The organism is Achromobacter sp. JCM 18799 (genome assembly GCF_055395645.1).
On sequence record NZ_AP043866.1, the window covers coordinates 6,126,850 to 6,142,476 of the forward strand.

Sequence of the window (15,627 nt, forward strand, 5' to 3'; positions counted from 1 at the left end):
CGGACATAAATTTGGGGGCGGATATCCAGGGGCTTACGGGCATCTGGCTTGCATTGGCGGCGGGGACTGCCCGGCGCCGAGCTTCTGCCTGGGTGCGTATCCGTGCTTGCCCCGGGAGTAGCCGGGAGCAATATGAACAACATGAAGCTTGGAACCCGTCTTGCGGGTGGATTCGCCATCCTGCTGGCCATGATCATCGTCATGTGCGTGGTGGGTCTGGTCAGTCTGGCCAACATCAACGAATCGGTCGAGACCGTCACGCAGCGTTCCCTGATCAAGGAACGCCTGATCAACGATTGGGCCCGCAACATCCAGTCCGGGGTGACCCGCACCACTGCGATCGCCAAGAGCGCCGATGCGAGTCTGGCCGGCTTCTTCGCGGAAGAAGCGGCGACCTCCACCCGTAATTCCTCGGCGCTGCAGCAGCAGATCGAGCCGCTGATCCAGAGCGATCAGGAAAAGGAGCTGTGGGAAGGCATCCGGAAATCCCGGGCGGACTACCTGCGCACCCGCGACGGCATATTCAAGGCCAAGCAGGAAGGCAATGTGCAGGCGGCCGACACGATTTTCAATCGGGAGTTCCTGCCGGCCACGCGCCAGTTCATCGATCAGATCACGCGTCTGTCCAGTCTGCAGCGCGCGGAAATCGACGCCCGCGCGGCCGACATAGCAGGCGCCTACGGCACGGCCAATCTCTGGATGATCATCATCGGCTCCGTTGCGGTAATCAGCGGGCTGTTGCTGGCAGTCCTGCTGACGCGCAGCATCACGCGCCCGCTGTCCGAGGCGGTGCGCGTGGCGCGCACGGTGGCCGCCAGCGACCTCACCAGTGCCATAAGCGTGACTTCGCGCGACGAGATCGGGCAATTGATGCGGGCGCTGGAATCCATGAACGCCAATCTGGCCGGCACCGTCGCCAGGATACGGGCGGGCGTGGACAGCATTGCGTCCGCTTCCGGCGAGATCGCCGCGGGCAACACCGACCTGTCTTCCCGGACCGAGCAGCAGGCTGCGTCCCTGGAGGAAACCGCCGCGTCCATGGAGCAGCTGTCTTCCACCGTGAAGCTGAACGCCGACCGCGCCGTGCAGGCGAACCAGCTGGCTTCGGCTGCGTCTGAAACCGCGGCGCTGGGCGGCTCCACGGTCACCGAAGTCGTCAGCACCATGAGCGCGATTTCGGCCAGTTCCGTCAAGATCGCCGACATCGTCTCCGTGATCGAGGGCATCGCCTTCCAGACCAACATCCTGGCCCTGAACGCGGCCGTGGAGGCGGCGCGCGCGGGCGAACAGGGCAAGGGCTTCGCCGTGGTCGCCGCCGAGGTGCGCACCCTGGCGCAACGCAGCGCCCAGGCCGCCAAGGAGATCAAGACCCTGATCGAAGACACCGTGCAGAAGATCGAGCAGGGCTCCGGCAGCGCGGAGCGCGCTGGCTCGACGATGCAGGAGATCGTCGGCGCGGTGCGGCGCGTGACGGACATCATGGGTGAAATCGCCGCGGCCTCCGCCGAGCAGGCCGATGGCATCGGGCACGTCAATCTGGCCGTGTCGCAGATGGACGAGGTGACGCAGCAGAACGCTGCCCTGGTGGAAGAAGCCGCCGCTGCCGCAGGGTCCATGCAGGATCAGACGGCGGAACTGACCCGGGCGGTCAGTGCGTTCAAGTTGCCGGGGGGTAGCCGGGCGGGCGTCGCCGTTGCGGCGCCGGCGGCCTTGCAGCTCGCGGCCTACTAGCCGGGAAACGCGGAAAAAGCCCCTCTCAAGGGGCTGGCGCGGAAAAAACAAAAGCCCCTCGAAAGGGGCTGGCGCAGAAAAACAAAAGCCCCTCGAAAGGGGCTTTTGAGTCGCACTTTTGAGTTCATCATCAGTGCTTGAATACTGGCGGAGAGGGTGGGATTCGAACCCACGGTACGGGGATACCGTACGCCTGATTTCGAGTCAGGTACATTCGACCACTCTGCCACCTCTCCTTGCTGGGTTTCGTAACGGCGGTTGTCCTGGCCGGGTTGCCCCAGAGCCGGGTCTTCCACTAAAGACCCCTGGTCGGAAGGATCTCGTTGTCGAAGCAGCGAAGCCCGCAATTCTACAGGATTTTTTTTGTTTGTGTAAAGGGGGTAGTTGAAAGTCCCCCACAGCGGGTTTCAACTGGCTTTCAGTGGCTGCGATCTTTGCCCAGAATTCCACTTGCCCGGCGTCCCTGCCCGGCAGTCTTCTCGTCTCGGCGCTCATCCCGGAACCGCTAGTCCCATGGATCTCATCCTTATCCTTCTGCTTGCGGCCGTGCTGTGCGTGCCCTTGACCCAGCTGCTGGGCCTGGGCGCCATTCCGGGATACCTGCTGGCCGGCGTGCTGGTGGGGCCGTCCTGCCTCAGGCTCGTCACCAATGTGGACACCATGATCAATGTGTCCCAGTGGGGCGTGGTGATGATGTTGTTCATCATCGGGCTGGAGCTTTCGCCCAAACGCCTGTGGGCCATGCGCAACGAAGTCTTCGTGCTGGGTTCCTTGCAGATGCTGGCTTGCGGGCTGCTGCTGGCGGTGGTGTTCGGCGCGGCGCTGCGGCATCTGGCCGGCATGGAGTGGCAGGCGGCGATCCTTTGCGGCCTGTCGCTGGCCCTGTCGTCCACGGCGGTGGCCTTGCGGCTGCTGGACGAACGCGTGCTGACGCGCACGCCGCTGGGCAGGTCGGCGCTGGGAATTCTGCTGTTCCAGGACATGGCGGCGATCCCCATGCTGGTGGCGGCGGGCTTGCTGGGCTCCGACGGCACCTCGGCGCCGTCCTTCAAGGAGGCGCTGATCGCCGTGCTGGTGGTCGCCGCCGCTTACCGTCTGCGCCTGCTGGGCTGGGCAGCCAAGGCGCAACTGAACGAATTGTTTACTGCCGCCGCCTTGTTGATGGTGGTGGGCGCTGCCCAATTGTTCGACTTCGCCGGCCTGTCCGCGGGCCTGGGGGGATTCCTGGTGGGCGTGCTGATGGCCGAATCGCGCTACCGGCACGATCTGGAAAAGGCGATCGACCCCTTCAAGGGCTTGTTGCTGGGCCTGTTCTTCGTGGCCATCGGCATGTCCGTGAACTTGAAGGTGGTGGCCAACCACTGGTCGTTCATCGCCGCGGGCGTACTCGCGCTGCTACTGGTCAAGGCCTTGATTCTTTATGGATTTTCCCGCTTTCTCGGGTTGCCGCGCTATCACCGGCTGCTGTTTGCGCTGGCGTTGGCGCAGGGCGGGGAGTTCAGCTTTGCCATCTTCAATGAAGCCTGGGACAACAATCTGGTGAACCTGGAACAGCGCGACGTGCTGTCCGTCATCGTGGCGATTTCGATGGGCGTGGTGCCGATGCTGATCAAGCTGCTGGAACGCATACCCGAAAACCGGGGCGGCATGGCCGATCTGCCAACGGCGGAATCGGCCCAGGACGAGGCGCCGAAACCTCCTGCGCCGCGCGACACTCCGCCCGCTGCTTGACCCTGCGGGCCGTGCGGGCATGGCATGATTGCCGTCATGCCGGGCAGCTACACTTGACCCTTGCTTGGCCCGTCCAATGTGCCCGACCACAGGAGAATGCTCATGCTTAAAGGAAAAGTCGCCCTTGTCACCGGTTCCACCAGCGGCATCGGCCTGGGTATCGCCACTGCCTTTGCCCAGCAAGGCGCCGATATCGTCTTGAACGGCTTCGGCGATGCCGCCGAAATCGAAAAGCTCCGCGCCAGCCTGGCTGACAAGCATGGCGTGAAGGTCATCTACGACGGCGCCGACCTGTCCAAGGGCGCGGCCGTGCGCGAGCTGGTCGAGAACGCCGTGCGCCAATTGGGCCGCATCGACATCCTGGTCAACAACGCCGGCATCCAGCACACCGCCTTGATCGAAGATTTCCCCGCCGAAAAATGGGACGCGATCCTGGCGCTGAACCTGTCGGCCGTGTTCCACGGCACCGCAGCAGCCTTGCCGCACATGAAGAAGCAGGGCTTCGGCCGCATCATCAACATCGCCTCGGCCCATGGCCTGGTGGCTTCGGCCAACAAGTCGGCCTACGTGGCCGCCAAGCATGGCGTGGTCGGCTTCACCAAGGTGACCGCGCTGGAAACGGCCGGCCAGGGCATCACCGCCAACGCCATCTGCCCGGGCTGGGTGCGCACGCCGTTGGTTGAAAAGCAGATCACCGCGCTGGCGGAAAAGGATGGCGTCGATCAGGAAACCGCCGCACGCGAACTGCTGAGCGAAAAGCAGCCGTCGCTGCAATTCGTGACGCCGGAGCAACTGGGAGGCACCGCCGTGTTCCTGGCTTCGGATGCCGCCGCGCAAATCACAGGTACGTCCGTCTCGGTCGATGGCGGCTGGACGGCACGCTAAAAAGGAATTCCGGAATGCTGTTTTTGCTTTCTCCCGCCAAGAAGCTGGATTACGACTCGCCGCTGCACATCGAGACGCATACCCAGCCGCTGTTCGTGGACCAGGCCGCCGGCCTCATCAAGGTGCTGAAAACCAAGTCGGCCGAGGATATCTCCGAGCTCATGAGCCTGAGCCCGGCGCTGTCCGAACTCAACGTGCAGCGCTACGCCCACTGGAAGCGCAGCTTCACGCAGGCCAACTCGCGCCAGGCGGTGCTGGCCTTCAACGGCGACGTCTACGAAGGGCTGGAGGCCGCGACCCTGTCGGCCAAGCAGCTGGACTGGGCGCAGGAGCACGTGGCCATCCTGAGCGGCCTGTATGGCGTGCTGCGTCCGCTGGACCTGATGCAGCCGTACCGCCTGGAAATGGGCACGCGCCTGGCCACGCCCAAGGGTAAGAACCTGTACGAGTACTGGGGCCCGGCCATCGCCGACTATCTCAACGAACGGCAGGCCGGCCAGAAGACGCCCGTGATCGTCAACCTGGCGTCCGAGGAATACTTCAAGTCGGTCGACCTGAAGACGCTGAAGGCGCGTGTCGTGCAATGCGTGTTCCAGGACTGGAAGAACGGCGCCTGGAAGGTCATCAGCTTCCACGCCAAGCGCGCGCGCGGCCTGATGGCGCGCTACGCGATCCTGCACAAGGTGTCCAAGCCCGAAGGCCTGCAGGGGTTTGACCTCGAAGGCTACAAGTTCGACGCCTCCGCCTCGTCGGAAGACAAGCTGGTGTTCCGCCGCAAGGTCTGATCCGGTCCCGGGCCTCGCGCCCGGGTTCTTCCCATTCCGCCAGATCAAGCGGCGGCAGTCACGCAGCCGCCGCCACCGGCGGCGCGTGCGTGGGATCGGCCAGCGCGTGCAGTTCCTGGCGGATCATGTGCGTCGCCTTCAGCATCTGCTTGACCGGATAGACCAGCGCGGCCTGTTCGCCTTCGGTGTCGAACTGGGTCGGCAGACCGGTGGGCGCCTGCACCCGATTCTCGTCCAGCAGGTCCACCATGCCGGTCAGCGCCCGCTGCACGGCTTCGGGCGTGGCCGGCAGACCGGCCAGAATGGGGATGGCCGCCGTGATCTGCGAGGCCAGGATGTGGTTCTGGATCAGCAGGTTGTTGAGCTCCGGCACGCTTACCTGATGCGAGGTGGGCTCGCTCATCATGCGGTAGAACGCCTCGGCGAAATTGCTGAAGGAGATGTGCACGTTCTTGCGCGCCAGCCGCCAGGCCAGGTCGGCGTCCGTGACCGCCGGAGTCTCGCCGGCGGCGGCGCCCACGGGCGCGCCGTGGGCTTGCATGGCCTCGACGTAGCGCAGACCGGCGATCAGGTATTCGCGGTTGGCGCGCGTGGCCGCGGCCGCCAGCGGCTTCAGGTAGCGGGCTTCCCACCAGGGCAGGATGTAGCTGCAGATCAGCGCCAGCGCGCAGCCGATCAGCGTGTCGATGGCGCGTTCGCCGATCACCGACATGGACACCGTGCCCGGCGACACGAAGTGGAACACCAGCACCACGAACAGCGTGTTGAAGGTGGCGCTGGCCATGTAGTTCAGCTGCACCAGGCTGTTGCCCATGATGCAGGCCCCCAGCAGCGCGGCGAACAGCAGTTCGGGCCGGTCGGTCAGGTTGAACAGCAGCAAGGCCAGGATGCAGCCGATCAGCGTGCCCGTCAGGCGCCAGCTATTGCGCTGTCGCGTCAACGCGAAGCCCGGCTTCATGATGATGACGATCGTCAGCATGATCCAGTAGTTGTGCGCGGAGAACGCCGGCGACAGCCACTGGCTGGCCAGCGTCATCGCGATGGCCGCGGCCGCCGTGACGCGCAGCGCGTAGCGGAAGTGCGGCGAGTCCAGGCGCAGGTTGCTGGTCAGGAGCCCCACGCGGAATTCCTGGCGCGAAATGAAGCGCGTCAGCGACTTGTTGATGCGCAGCACGTCGGTGGGCTTGGCGTCGGGCGAGGCGGCGGTGTGGTCGGCCAGGCGGTCGACGATGCGCGCCGAATTGCGCAGCCGGCGCAGCACCTGGACGATCAGCGCCAGCATCTCGGGCTCGCGTTCGCCCAGGCCCTGCTGCTTGAGCTGTTCGATCTCGTATTCGATGGCGCGCAGTTCGGCCTTGGCGCTGCTGCGGTACTGCACCTTGCGCCCGCGCGACACGTCCAGCGCGATGCGGTTGAGCTCCAGCGACATCTTCACCAGCGCGTCGCGCATGAACATCAGGCAGTCGCTGCCGGCCAGCGCGCGGCGCAGCGCCGCGTAGTCGGTGTGCGTGGCCACCAGCGTGTCCAGCAGCTGCAGCATGTCGACGAACATGTTCCAGATCATCACGCGCTGGCGGTCGCCCAGGCCCTTGCCGCGGGGCAGGGCGCGCAGCACCATGTCGCGCGCCGCCTGGTGCTTTTCCGTCATGACGGATTGGCGCTGGATCAGCTCGCGGTAGGCGTCGTCCAGGTCGGCGGTTTCATCGTAGAAAGTGGCGCGCGCCGCCACGTAGTCGGCGGTGGCGAAGAGCGCCACCGACATGGCCTGCTGCTCTTCGCGCAGCCAGAACAGGCGCGAGAAGCCCAGGCTGAACGCGACATAGAACAGCGCCCCGCCCAGGGTGGCCGCGGCGTGCGCCAGCACCTCGTGCGGCGCCAGCGGGGAGTGCATGGTCAGGGTCATCAGCAGCAGGCCGGCAAAGCCGATCAGCCCGCCGCGTTTGCCGAACACCGTGAACATCGAATAGACGAAACACTGCGCGATGACCGCCAGCCAGATCAGCACGGGGTGCGAGGATGCGAAGCCGGTGATGACGACCGTCAGCGTGCCCAGCGCCGCGCCGCCCAGCATCTCGTTGGTGCGGTGGCGCTGCGGCCCGCCCGGCTGGTCGATGATGGCCAGGCATTGCGCGCCGAAGGTCGCGACCAGTCCGGTGGTGTAGTTGCCGAAGAGGCCGCCCAGCACCAGCACGGGCAACAGCATTCCCACTCCCTGACGCACCCCTCCGAAGAAGTAGTGGCTGTAGAGGAAGCGGCGGATGCTGGCAATGCGCAAATCCATGGGCAGGGGCTCGGTTCAGGACGACGAAACAAGTATAGAGAGGCTGCCCGAATTTTTGGGGCCAGATGGTTACCGAACCTTCCGCGCAACGCTGCGGGAAAGGTCGATTTGCTACCTTTGACGCAACGCGGTAAATTGCTCCACTTGCATCGGTCTGCCTATCCGAAACCGGTGCGTTGAGGCGGATTGCCAGGGTCACCTCCCAGCCATCCCGCAGCAGTTACACCTGCCGTTGGCCGCGCCACAAGCGTGTGTTGCCAAGGCTTCCATTTCGACCTCCAGCGTCCCCAAGGGGCGTTTGCACTGCGTTCTGTCGAGCGTGTGCCGGGTCGGCAAGGTGTCCGGGTGGCGTGGCTCCGTGAGCCGCAAAGCGCCGGATCATGTTGTCGGGACCGGTATGGGTTCAGTTGCCGCCGTATCCGGGCGAGCAGCAGTCAGGGTTGCAGGGCCGGTACTGAAAGGAATGACAACATGGAACTGAATGGCGCCGATATCGTCGTGCGCTGCCTGGCCGATGAAGGCGTGGAACACGTTTTCGGCTACCCCGGCGGCGCGGTGCTTTACATCTACGACGCGATTTTCAAGCAAGACAAATTCCAGCATATCCTGGTTCGTCACGAGCAGGCCGCCGTGCACGCCGCCGATGCCTATTCGCGCTCGTCGCAAAAGGTCGGCGTCTGCCTCGTGACCAGCGGACCGGGCGTGACCAATGCCGTCACCGGCATCGCCACCGCCTACATGGATTCCATCCCCATGGTCATCATCAGCGGGCAGGTGCCCACTGCGGCCATCGGCGAGGACGCCTTCCAGGAATGCGACACCGTCGGCATCACGCGTCCCTGCGTCAAGCACAACTTCCTTGTGCGCGACGTCAAGGACCTGGCCGAAACCATGCGCCGCGCGTTCTACATCGCGCGCACCGGCCGTCCCGGCCCGGTGCTGGTGGATATCCCCAAGGACATCACCATCGCGCAGTGCAAGTACACGCCGCCCAAGGGCGAGATCTCGATGCGCTCCTACGCGCCCGTCAACAAGGGCCACCAGGGGCAGATCAAGAAAGCCGTGCAGATGCTGCTGGCCGCCGAGCGGCCCATGATCTACACGGGCGGCGGGGTCATTCTGTCGAACGCCGCGCCCGAGCTGAACAAGCTCGTGTCGCAACTGGGCGCGCCTTGCACCAGCACCCTGATGGGTCTGGGCGGCTACCCGGCCAGCAGCGGCCAGTTCGTCGGCATGCCCGGCATGCACGGCACGTACGAGGCCAATATGGCGATGCAGCACTGCGACGTGCTGCTGGCCATCGGCGCCCGTTTCGATGACCGCGTGATCGGCAACCCCAAGCACTTCGCCCAGAACGCGCGCAAGATCATCCATATCGATATCGATCCCTCGTCGATCTCCAAGCGCGTGCGCGTGGATGTCCCGATCGTCGGTAACGTCAAGGACGTCCTGGCCGACCTCAGTGCGCAGTACGACATTGCTGCAGCCGAGCACAAGCCCGCCCCGATCACCAAGTGGTGGGAGCAGGTCGAGTCCTGGCGCGGCAAGGAATGCCTGAAGTTCGCCAACTCTGACGAAGTCATCAAGCCGCAGTTCGTGGTGGAAAAGCTCTGGGAAGTGACTGGCGGCGACGCCTTCGTGACTTCCGACGTGGGCCAGCACCAGATGTGGGCCGCGCAGTACTACAAGTTCGACAAGCCGCGCCGCTGGATCAACTCCGGCGGCCTGGGCACCATGGGCGTGGGCCTGCCGTACGCCATGGGCGTGCAGATGGCCAATCCTGGACACGACGTCGCCGTCATCACCGGCGAAGGCTCCATCCAGATGAACATCCAGGAACTGTCGACCTGCCATCAGTACCGCCTGACGCCGAAGATCATCTGCCTGAACAACCGCTTCCTGGGTATGGTCCGGCAGTGGCAGCAGATCGACTACGGTTCGCGCTACTCCGAGTCCTACATGGATTCGCTGCCCGATTTCGTCAAGGTGGCCGAGGCCTATGGCCACGTGGGTCTGCGCATCGAACGCCCGGCGGACGTCGAGCCGGCGCTGCGCGAAGCGTTCAAGAAGCACAAGGATCGCCTGGTGTTCCTGGACTTCATCACCGACCGCACCGAAAACGTGTGGCCGATGGTCAAGGCCGGCCGCGGGCTGACCGAAATGCTGCTTGGCTCTGAAGACCTGTAAGGAGGCCACCCATGAAGCACGTGATTTCCGTCCTCCTCGAAAACGAACCCGGCGCGCTGTCGCGCGTGGTGGGCCTGTTTTCCGCGCGGGGCTACAACATCGAGACCCTGACCGTGGCGCCCACCGAGGACTCCACGCTGTCGCGCATGACCATCGTGACCACCGGTTCCGATGAGATCATCGAGCAGATCACCAAGCACCTGAACCGCCTGGTGGATGTGGTCAAGGTCGTCGACCTGACCGAAGGCGCGCACATCGAGCGCGAGCTGATGCTCGTGAAGGTGCGCGCGGTCGGCAAGGAGCGCGAGGAAATGAAGCGCATGGCGGATATCTTCCGCGGCCGCATCATCGACGTGACCGACAAGTCCTACACCATCGAATTGACCGGGGTGCAGGAAAAAGTACAGGCCTTCCTGGAGGCCCTGGACCGCAGTGCAATCCTTGAAACCGTGCGCACCGGCGTGTCCGGCATCGGACGCGGTGAACGGATTTTGAAGATTTGACCGGCCTTCCAGGCCAAGCCGCACCCTACATCTGAATTAAACAAATATCCAAAATACTGGAATCTGGAGCACAACCATGAAAGTTTTCTACGACAAAGACTGCGATCTCTCCCTGGTCAAGGGCAAGACTGTTGCCATCATCGGCTACGGCTCGCAAGGCCACGCGCACGCGCAGAACCTGCATGAGTCCGGCGTGAAGGTCGTGGTCGGCCTGCGCAAGGGCGGCGCCTCGTGGAACAAGGCCGCCAACGCCGGCCTGGAAGTCAAGGAAGTCGCCGACGCCGTCAAGTCCGCCGACATCGTCATGATGTTGCTGCCCGACGAGAACATCGCCTCGGTCTACAACAAGGAAGTGCACGCCAACATCAAGCCCGGCGCCGCCCTGGCGTTTGCCCACGGCTTCAACGTGCACTACGGCCAAGTCGTGCCGCGTGAAGACATCGACGTCATCATGATCGCCCCGAAGGCCCCGGGCCACACCGTGCGCAACACCTACAAGCAAGGCGGCGGCGTGCCCCATCTGGTGGCCGTGTACCAGGACAAGTCGGGCGCCGCGCGTGACGTGGCCCTGTCGTACGCCAGCGCCAACGGCGGCGGCCGTGCCGGCATCATCGAAACCAACTTCCGCGAAGAAACCGAAACCGACCTGTTCGGCGAACAGGCCGTGCTGTGCGGCGGTACCGTCGAACTGATCAAGGCTGGTTTCGACACGCTGGTGGAAGCCGGCTACGCGCCCGAAATGGCGTACTTCGAGTGCCTGCACGAACTGAAGCTGATCGTCGACCTGATCTATGAAGGCGGCATCGCCAACATGAACTACTCGATCTCGAACAACGCCGAGTTCGGCGAGTACGAAACGGGTCCGAAGATCGTCACCGACGAAACCCGCAAGGCCATGCGCCAGTGCCTGACGGACATCCAGACCGGCGAATACGCCAAGAAGTTCATCCTGGAAAACACCGCCGGCGCTCCGACGCTGACCTCGCGCCGCCGCATCAACGCGGAATCGCAGATCGAGCAAGTGGGCGGCAAGCTGCGCGCCATGATGCCCTGGATCGCCGCCAACAAGCTGGTGGACAAGTCCAAGAACTGATCCATGCCACTGCGCGGGGCTTGCCCCGCGCAATCAGGGTCGAAGCGGCATGCCTGCGAGGGTATGCCGCTTTTTTTGCAGGCTTCCCGTCGATCGGCCGGGCACGCGGCTTGCTTCGCCCCGCAAGCGGGGCCAGATGGGTTAACCTTTCAGTGTTCGTTGTAAGTTATTGAGACCATGCCCAATTTTTCCATGCGCGATTCCGAGAACCGCCACCGCGGCATTTACCTGCTGCCCAACGCGTTCACCACCGCCGCACTGTTCGCGGGGTTCTATGCCGTCGTGCAGGCCATGAACGACCGCTTCGAAGTGGCCGCCATCGCCATTTTCGCGGCCATGGTGCTGGACGGCATGGACGGCCGGGTCGCCCGCCTGACCAACACCCAGTCCGCGTTTGGCGAGCAATACGACTCCCTGTCCGACATGACCTCCTTCGGCGTCGCGCCCGCGCTGGTCATGTACGAATGGATCCTGAACGACCTGGGCCGCTGGGGCTGGCTGGCCGCGTTCGTCTATGTCGCCGGCGCCGCGCTGCGTCTGGCGCGCTTCAACACCAACATCGCCGTGGTCGACAAGCGCTACTTCCAGGGCTTGCCCAGCCCGGCGGCCGGTGCGCTGGTGGCGGGCTTCGTCTGGCTGGCCGTGGACAACAAGCTGCCCATCCATGACAGCCTGATGGCCTGGGCGGCGTTCACGCTGACCATGTACGCGGGCATTTCCATGGTGTCGAACGCGCCGTTCTTCAGCGGCAAGAGCTTCGCCCTGGGCCGCAGCGTGCCGTTCTGGGGCATCCTGCTGGTAGTGGCCGTATTCGTTTTCGTGTCCAGCGATCCTCCGGTCGTGCTGTTCGGCCTGTTCGTGCTGTACGGCCTGTCGGGCTGGATCATGTGGGCCTGGCGCTGGAACCGCGCGCGCCGCCTGACGCAGGAACGCCGCAACCAATCTTCGTGATTGGCGGCAATCTTGAAAAACAAAACCCGCCGGATGGCGGGTTTTGTCTTTCAAGGGCGGGGGAATCAGCGCCACATGAACCGGTCGTCGTCGTACATGGGATCCGGGCCGGGATGGAAGTGCGTCAGCCTGTTGCCGTCGCGGCTCATGTACACGTACATCAGCGAGTTCCAGACCCCGTTTTCCTTGTAACGGTACGACCAGACCACCTCGCGCTTCTCGCCCAGGCCGGCTTCCTCGATGCGCGCGGGCGGGCCGAATTCGCAGCGCACGCGGTCGGGACCCCATTCGCCTTCGCTCAGCACCTTGAAATGCGCATCCGTCAGCAGCGGCACCACCTGGCCCACGCGCCCATCGGTGCCGACATTGGTACCCCAGGCATATTGGCCCATGGGCTGCTGCGTCCAGATCACGCGCCGTCCGCCATTGGCTTGCGGGCATTCGAAGTTGGGTTGGCCGAACTGGGTCAGCACGTCGGCGTAGGGCGTGCCGGGAGGAATCTGGGCCATGTTCGAGCAGGCGGCCAGCCCGGCCAACGCGGCGGCGGCCAGCGCCAGGCGGGCGCCTTTGTAATATTTAGACATGTCTTGCTCCTTACGTGGCATCGCGGCCTGCAGCGGGGCAGGCGGCCCTCATTGGGGTAATTCTAGCGAATCAGCTATAATCATCGAGCTTTATCAAGTGTATTGATCTTGCAACATCCTTTGCGCTGGCCGCAGAGCTGGTCCAGGTGCCAGGCCCCGGTGTCGAAACACCGCGTCCACACCCGGGTTCCAGGCTTCTGTTTGAGTCATCAATGGCAGCAGTGAGAAAGCGAATTCCGCCAGGTTCGCGCAAAATTTTTCCAAACCACGTCAGGGCGCCTCGGCCCTGTCGCATGTCCGAAGAGGTCATAAATGTCTGTAGCTGACATCAAGAAATCCGATATCGTCGCGCAATTCCAACGCGCTCAAGGCGATACCGGCTCCCCCGAAGTTCAGGTGGCTCTGCTCACCGCCCGCATCAACGAACTGACCGGTCACTTCAAAGAACACATGAAGGACCATCACTCGCGCCGCGGTCTGCTCCGTATGGTCAGCCGTCGCCGCAAGCTGCTCGACTATCTCAAGGGCCGCAATCCCGATTCGTACCGCGCACTGATCGAAAAACTCGGTCTGCGCAAGTGATCGACGGGGCTGGCTCCCCATGACGCAACCGTGGTCGGTGCGACGTATGTCGCGACGGCCACGGTTTTTCATTTGTAAGGAATAATCGTCATGTTCAACAAAGTGACAAAATCGTTCCAGTACGGCCAGCACACGGTCGTCCTGGAAACTGGCGAGATCGCTCGCCAGGCCTCCGGCGCCGTTGTGGTGTCGATCGAGGACACCGTCGTCCTGGCCACCGTCGTGGCTTCCAAGAAGGCCAAGCCGGGTCAAACGTTTTTCCCGCTGACCGTTGACTACATCGAGAAGACCTACGCCGCCGGCCGCATCCCGGGTGGCTTCTTCAAGCGCGAAGGCAAGCCCTCCGAGAAGGAAACGCTGACCTCGCGCCTGATCGACCGTCCCCTGCGTCCGCTGTTCCCCGAAGACTTCTACAACGAAGTCCAGGTGGTCATCCATACGCTGTCGGTCAATCCTGAAATCGATCCCGACATCCCCGCCATGATCGGCGCCTCGGCCGCGCTGGCCATCTCGGGCATCCCGTTCAACGGCCCGATCGGCGCCGCGCGCGTGGGCTACATCGATGGCCAGTACGCCATCAACCCGACCGCCTCGCAGCTGAAGTCGTCCAAGCTGGACCTGGTCGTCGCCGGCACCGAAAACGCCGTGCTGATGGTGGAATCCGAAGCCGACCAGCTGTCCGAAGAAATCATGCTGGGCGGCGTGGTCTACGGCCACCAGCAAATGCAGGCCGTCATCAACGCCATTCACGAACTGGTGAAGGACGCCGGCAAGCCCGATTGGGACTGGCAAGCGCCCGCCAAGGACGAAGCCCTGATCGCCGCGGTCACCGCCGCTGCCCAGGAAGGCCTGAACGCCGCCTACCAGATCCGCGAAAAGCAGGCTCGCACCACCAAGCTGCGCGAAGTGTCGGCTGACGTGTCGGCCAAGCTGGCTGCCGCCGCCGCCGAAAAGGGCGAAGCGGCGCCGGACGCCGTTGCTGTCGACAACATCATGTTCTCGCTGGAATCCGCCATCGTGCGCGGCCAGATCCTGAACGGCGAGCCCCGCATCGACGGCCGCGACACCCGGACCGTGCGTCCCATCAGCGTGCGTCTGGGCGTGCTGCCCCGCGCACACGGCAGCGCGCTGTTCACCCGTGGTGAAACCCAGGCGCTGGTCGTGGCCACGCTGGGCACCAAGCAGGATGAGCAGATCATCGACGCGCTCATGGGCGAGTACCGCGACCGCTTCATGCTGCACTACAACATGCCTCCGTTCGCCACCGGCGAAACGGGCCGCATCGGTGTGCCCAAGCGCCGCGAAATCGGTCACGGCCGCCTGGCCAAGCGCGCGCTGATCCCGCTGCTGCCGGCTCCGGAAGACTTCCAGTACACCATCCGCATCGTCTCGGAAATCACCGAGTCCAACGGCTCGTCGTCGATGGCTTCGGTCTGCGGCGGCTCGCTGGCCATGATGGACGCCGGCGTGCCGGTCAAGGATCACGTGGCCGGCGTGGCCATGGGCCTGATCCTGGACGGCGGCAAGTTCGCCGTGCTGACGGACATCCTGGGCGACGAAGATCACCTGGGCGACATGGACTTCAAGGTTGCGGGCACCGAGAACGGCGTCACCGCACTGCAGATGGACATCAAGATCCAGGGCATCACCAAGGAAATCATGCAAGTGGCGCTGGCTCAGGCCCGCGAAGGCCGCCTGCACATCCTGGGCAAGATGAAGGAAGCGCTGGACGGTTCGCGCGGCGAGCTCTCGGCTTTCGCTCCGCGCATGCTGACCATCAAGATCAACCCCGAGAAGATCCGCGACGTGATCGGCAAGGGCGGTGCCACCATCCGCGCGCTGACCGAAGAAACCGGCACGCAGATCGACATCTCCGACGACGGCACGATCGTGATCGCCAGCGTCGACGAAGCGCAGGCCAAGGAAGCCCAGCGCCGCATCGTCGAACTGACCGCCGACGTCGAAGTGGGCCAGATCTACGAAGGCGCCGTGCTGCGCCTGCTGGATTTCGGCGCCATCGTGCAAGTGCTGCCGGGCCGCGACGGCCTGCTGCACATCTCGGAAATCGCCAACTACCGCATCGCCAACATCAACGATGTGCTGAAGGTCGGCCAGCAAGTCCGCGTCAAGGTCATCGAGGCCGACGACAAGGGCCGCCTGCGCCTGTCCATCAAGGCCATCGGCGGCATCGAGCAGCAGCAATCCGCTGCGGCCCCCGAAGCCGCCCCGCAATCGGAACCGCAAGCTGAATAAGCCTGCTTGACCGGTAGTATGAAACGGCGCCTTCGGGCGCCGTTTTTCATGCGCCGGCCTG

Annotated in this window: 12 protein-coding genes and 1 tRNA gene; 10 read left to right on the forward strand and 3 right to left on the reverse strand. The window is 64.1% G+C overall.

The window, feature by feature from the left end:
* Positions 1–141: 141 nt before the first annotated feature.
* Positions 142–1,731 carry a methyl-accepting chemotaxis protein gene (locus ACZ5YA_RS29060; protein ID WP_306633992.1) on the forward strand — a complete coding sequence of 530 codons (1,590 nt, stop codon included), beginning with the start codon at positions 142–144 and terminating at the stop codon, positions 1,729–1,731.
* A gap of 145 nt (positions 1,732–1,876) precedes the next feature.
* On the opposite strand, the gene ACZ5YA_RS29065 is transcribed toward ACZ5YA_RS29060, so the two are convergent.
* Positions 1,877–1,967: transfer RNA gene (locus tag ACZ5YA_RS29065), tRNA-Ser, on the reverse strand.
* Positions 1,968–2,244: 277 nt separating this feature from the next.
* Here ACZ5YA_RS29065 and ACZ5YA_RS29070 point away from each other — a divergent pair.
* The 3 genes from ACZ5YA_RS29070 (at position 2,245) to yaaA (ending at position 5,132) form a co-directional block, all read left to right on the forward strand.
* A complete protein-coding gene (locus ACZ5YA_RS29070; RefSeq protein ID WP_306633990.1) occupies positions 2,245–3,462 on the forward strand; it encodes a cation:proton antiporter domain-containing protein in 1,218 nt (405 codons plus the stop codon).
* A 102-nt stretch (positions 3,463–3,564) separates the two neighbouring features.
* Complete coding sequence (locus ACZ5YA_RS29075) at positions 3,565–4,347, forward strand: 3-hydroxybutyrate dehydrogenase (RefSeq protein WP_059373828.1); 783 nt, start codon at positions 3,565–3,567, stop codon at positions 4,345–4,347.
* 14 nt (positions 4,348–4,361) lie between these two features.
* Positions 4,362–5,132, forward strand: a complete 771-nt coding sequence (yaaA, locus tag ACZ5YA_RS29080; RefSeq protein ID WP_464091576.1) for a peroxide stress protein YaaA — start codon at positions 4,362–4,364, stop codon at positions 5,130–5,132.
* 58 nt (positions 5,133–5,190) lie between these two features.
* On the opposite strand, the gene ACZ5YA_RS29085 is transcribed toward yaaA, so the two are convergent.
* Entirely contained in the window at positions 5,191–7,413 is a 2,223-nt protein-coding gene (locus ACZ5YA_RS29085; protein WP_251877646.1) for an FUSC family protein, read from the reverse strand.
* A 471-nt stretch (positions 7,414–7,884) separates the two neighbouring features.
* Here ACZ5YA_RS29085 and ACZ5YA_RS29090 point away from each other — a divergent pair, with 471 nt between their 5' ends.
* The 4 genes from ACZ5YA_RS29090 to pssA all read left to right on the forward strand — a co-directional run bounded on the left by ACZ5YA_RS29090 (position 7,885) and on the right by pssA (position 12,147).
* A complete protein-coding gene (locus ACZ5YA_RS29090; protein WP_464091577.1) occupies positions 7,885–9,600 on the forward strand; it encodes an acetolactate synthase 3 catalytic subunit in 1,716 nt (571 codons plus the stop codon).
* 11 nt (positions 9,601–9,611) lie between these two features.
* Positions 9,612–10,103 (forward strand): acetolactate synthase small subunit, encoded by a 492-nt coding sequence (gene ilvN / locus ACZ5YA_RS29095; protein ID WP_054450173.1) that lies wholly within the window; start codon positions 9,612–9,614, stop codon positions 10,101–10,103.
* A gap of 76 nt (positions 10,104–10,179) precedes the next feature.
* Positions 10,180–11,196, forward strand: a complete 1,017-nt coding sequence (gene ilvC, locus ACZ5YA_RS29100; protein ID WP_013391929.1) for a ketol-acid reductoisomerase — start codon at positions 10,180–10,182, stop codon at positions 11,194–11,196.
* A gap of 177 nt (positions 11,197–11,373) precedes the next feature.
* On the forward strand, positions 11,374–12,147 hold the full coding sequence (gene pssA / locus ACZ5YA_RS29105; RefSeq protein WP_059373830.1) for a CDP-diacylglycerol--serine O-phosphatidyltransferase: 774 nt from the start codon (positions 11,374–11,376) through the stop codon (positions 12,145–12,147).
* 65 nt (positions 12,148–12,212) lie between these two features.
* Here the strand turns inward: pssA and ACZ5YA_RS29110 are convergent, their stop codons facing one another.
* Positions 12,213–12,731 (reverse strand): hypothetical protein, encoded by a 519-nt coding sequence (locus ACZ5YA_RS29110; RefSeq protein ID WP_464091578.1) that lies wholly within the window; start codon positions 12,729–12,731, stop codon positions 12,213–12,215.
* A gap of 312 nt (positions 12,732–13,043) precedes the next feature.
* Here ACZ5YA_RS29110 and rpsO point away from each other — a divergent pair, with 312 nt between their 5' ends.
* Together rpsO and pnp are read left to right on the forward strand one after the other, a co-directional pair.
* Positions 13,044–13,313 (forward strand): 30S ribosomal protein S15, encoded by a 270-nt coding sequence (gene rpsO / locus ACZ5YA_RS29115; RefSeq protein WP_006223612.1) that lies wholly within the window; start codon positions 13,044–13,046, stop codon positions 13,311–13,313.
* 90 nt (positions 13,314–13,403) lie between these two features.
* Positions 13,404–15,566: a polyribonucleotide nucleotidyltransferase gene (pnp, locus tag ACZ5YA_RS29120; RefSeq protein WP_059373832.1), complete on the forward strand. Its 2,163-nt coding sequence runs from the start codon at positions 13,404–13,406 to the stop codon at positions 15,564–15,566.
* Positions 15,567–15,627: the final 61 nt, after the last annotated feature.

What these genes read in the sequence shown, in the direction of transcription:
- yaaA (WP_464091576.1), top strand. Translation starts at nt 4,362, where the DNA reads ATGCTGTTTTTGCTTTCTCCCGCCAAGAAGCTGGATTACGACTCGCCG.
- rpsO (WP_006223612.1), top strand. Translation starts at nt 13,044, where the DNA reads ATGTCTGTAGCTGACATCAAGAAATCCGATATCGTCGCGCAATTCCAA.
- ACZ5YA_RS29070 (WP_306633990.1), top strand. Translation starts at nt 2,245, where the DNA reads ATGGATCTCATCCTTATCCTTCTGCTTGCGGCCGTGCTGTGCGTGCCC.
- ACZ5YA_RS29085 (WP_251877646.1), bottom strand. Translation starts at nt 7,413, where the DNA reads ATGGATTTGCGCATTGCCAGCATCCGCCGCTTCCTCTACAGCCACTAC.
- ACZ5YA_RS29075 (WP_059373828.1), top strand. Translation starts at nt 3,565, where the DNA reads ATGCTTAAAGGAAAAGTCGCCCTTGTCACCGGTTCCACCAGCGGCATC.
- ilvN (WP_054450173.1), top strand. Translation starts at nt 9,612, where the DNA reads ATGAAGCACGTGATTTCCGTCCTCCTCGAAAACGAACCCGGCGCGCTG.
- ACZ5YA_RS29090 (WP_464091577.1), top strand. Translation starts at nt 7,885, where the DNA reads ATGGAACTGAATGGCGCCGATATCGTCGTGCGCTGCCTGGCCGATGAA.
- ACZ5YA_RS29110 (WP_464091578.1), bottom strand. Translation starts at nt 12,731, where the DNA reads ATGTCTAAATATTACAAAGGCGCCCGCCTGGCGCTGGCCGCCGCCGCG.
- ilvC (WP_013391929.1), top strand. Translation starts at nt 10,180, where the DNA reads ATGAAAGTTTTCTACGACAAAGACTGCGATCTCTCCCTGGTCAAGGGC.
- ACZ5YA_RS29060 (WP_306633992.1), top strand. Translation starts at nt 142, where the DNA reads ATGAAGCTTGGAACCCGTCTTGCGGGTGGATTCGCCATCCTGCTGGCC.
- pnp (WP_059373832.1), top strand. Translation starts at nt 13,404, where the DNA reads ATGTTCAACAAAGTGACAAAATCGTTCCAGTACGGCCAGCACACGGTC.
- pssA (WP_059373830.1), top strand. Translation starts at nt 11,374, where the DNA reads ATGCCCAATTTTTCCATGCGCGATTCCGAGAACCGCCACCGCGGCATT.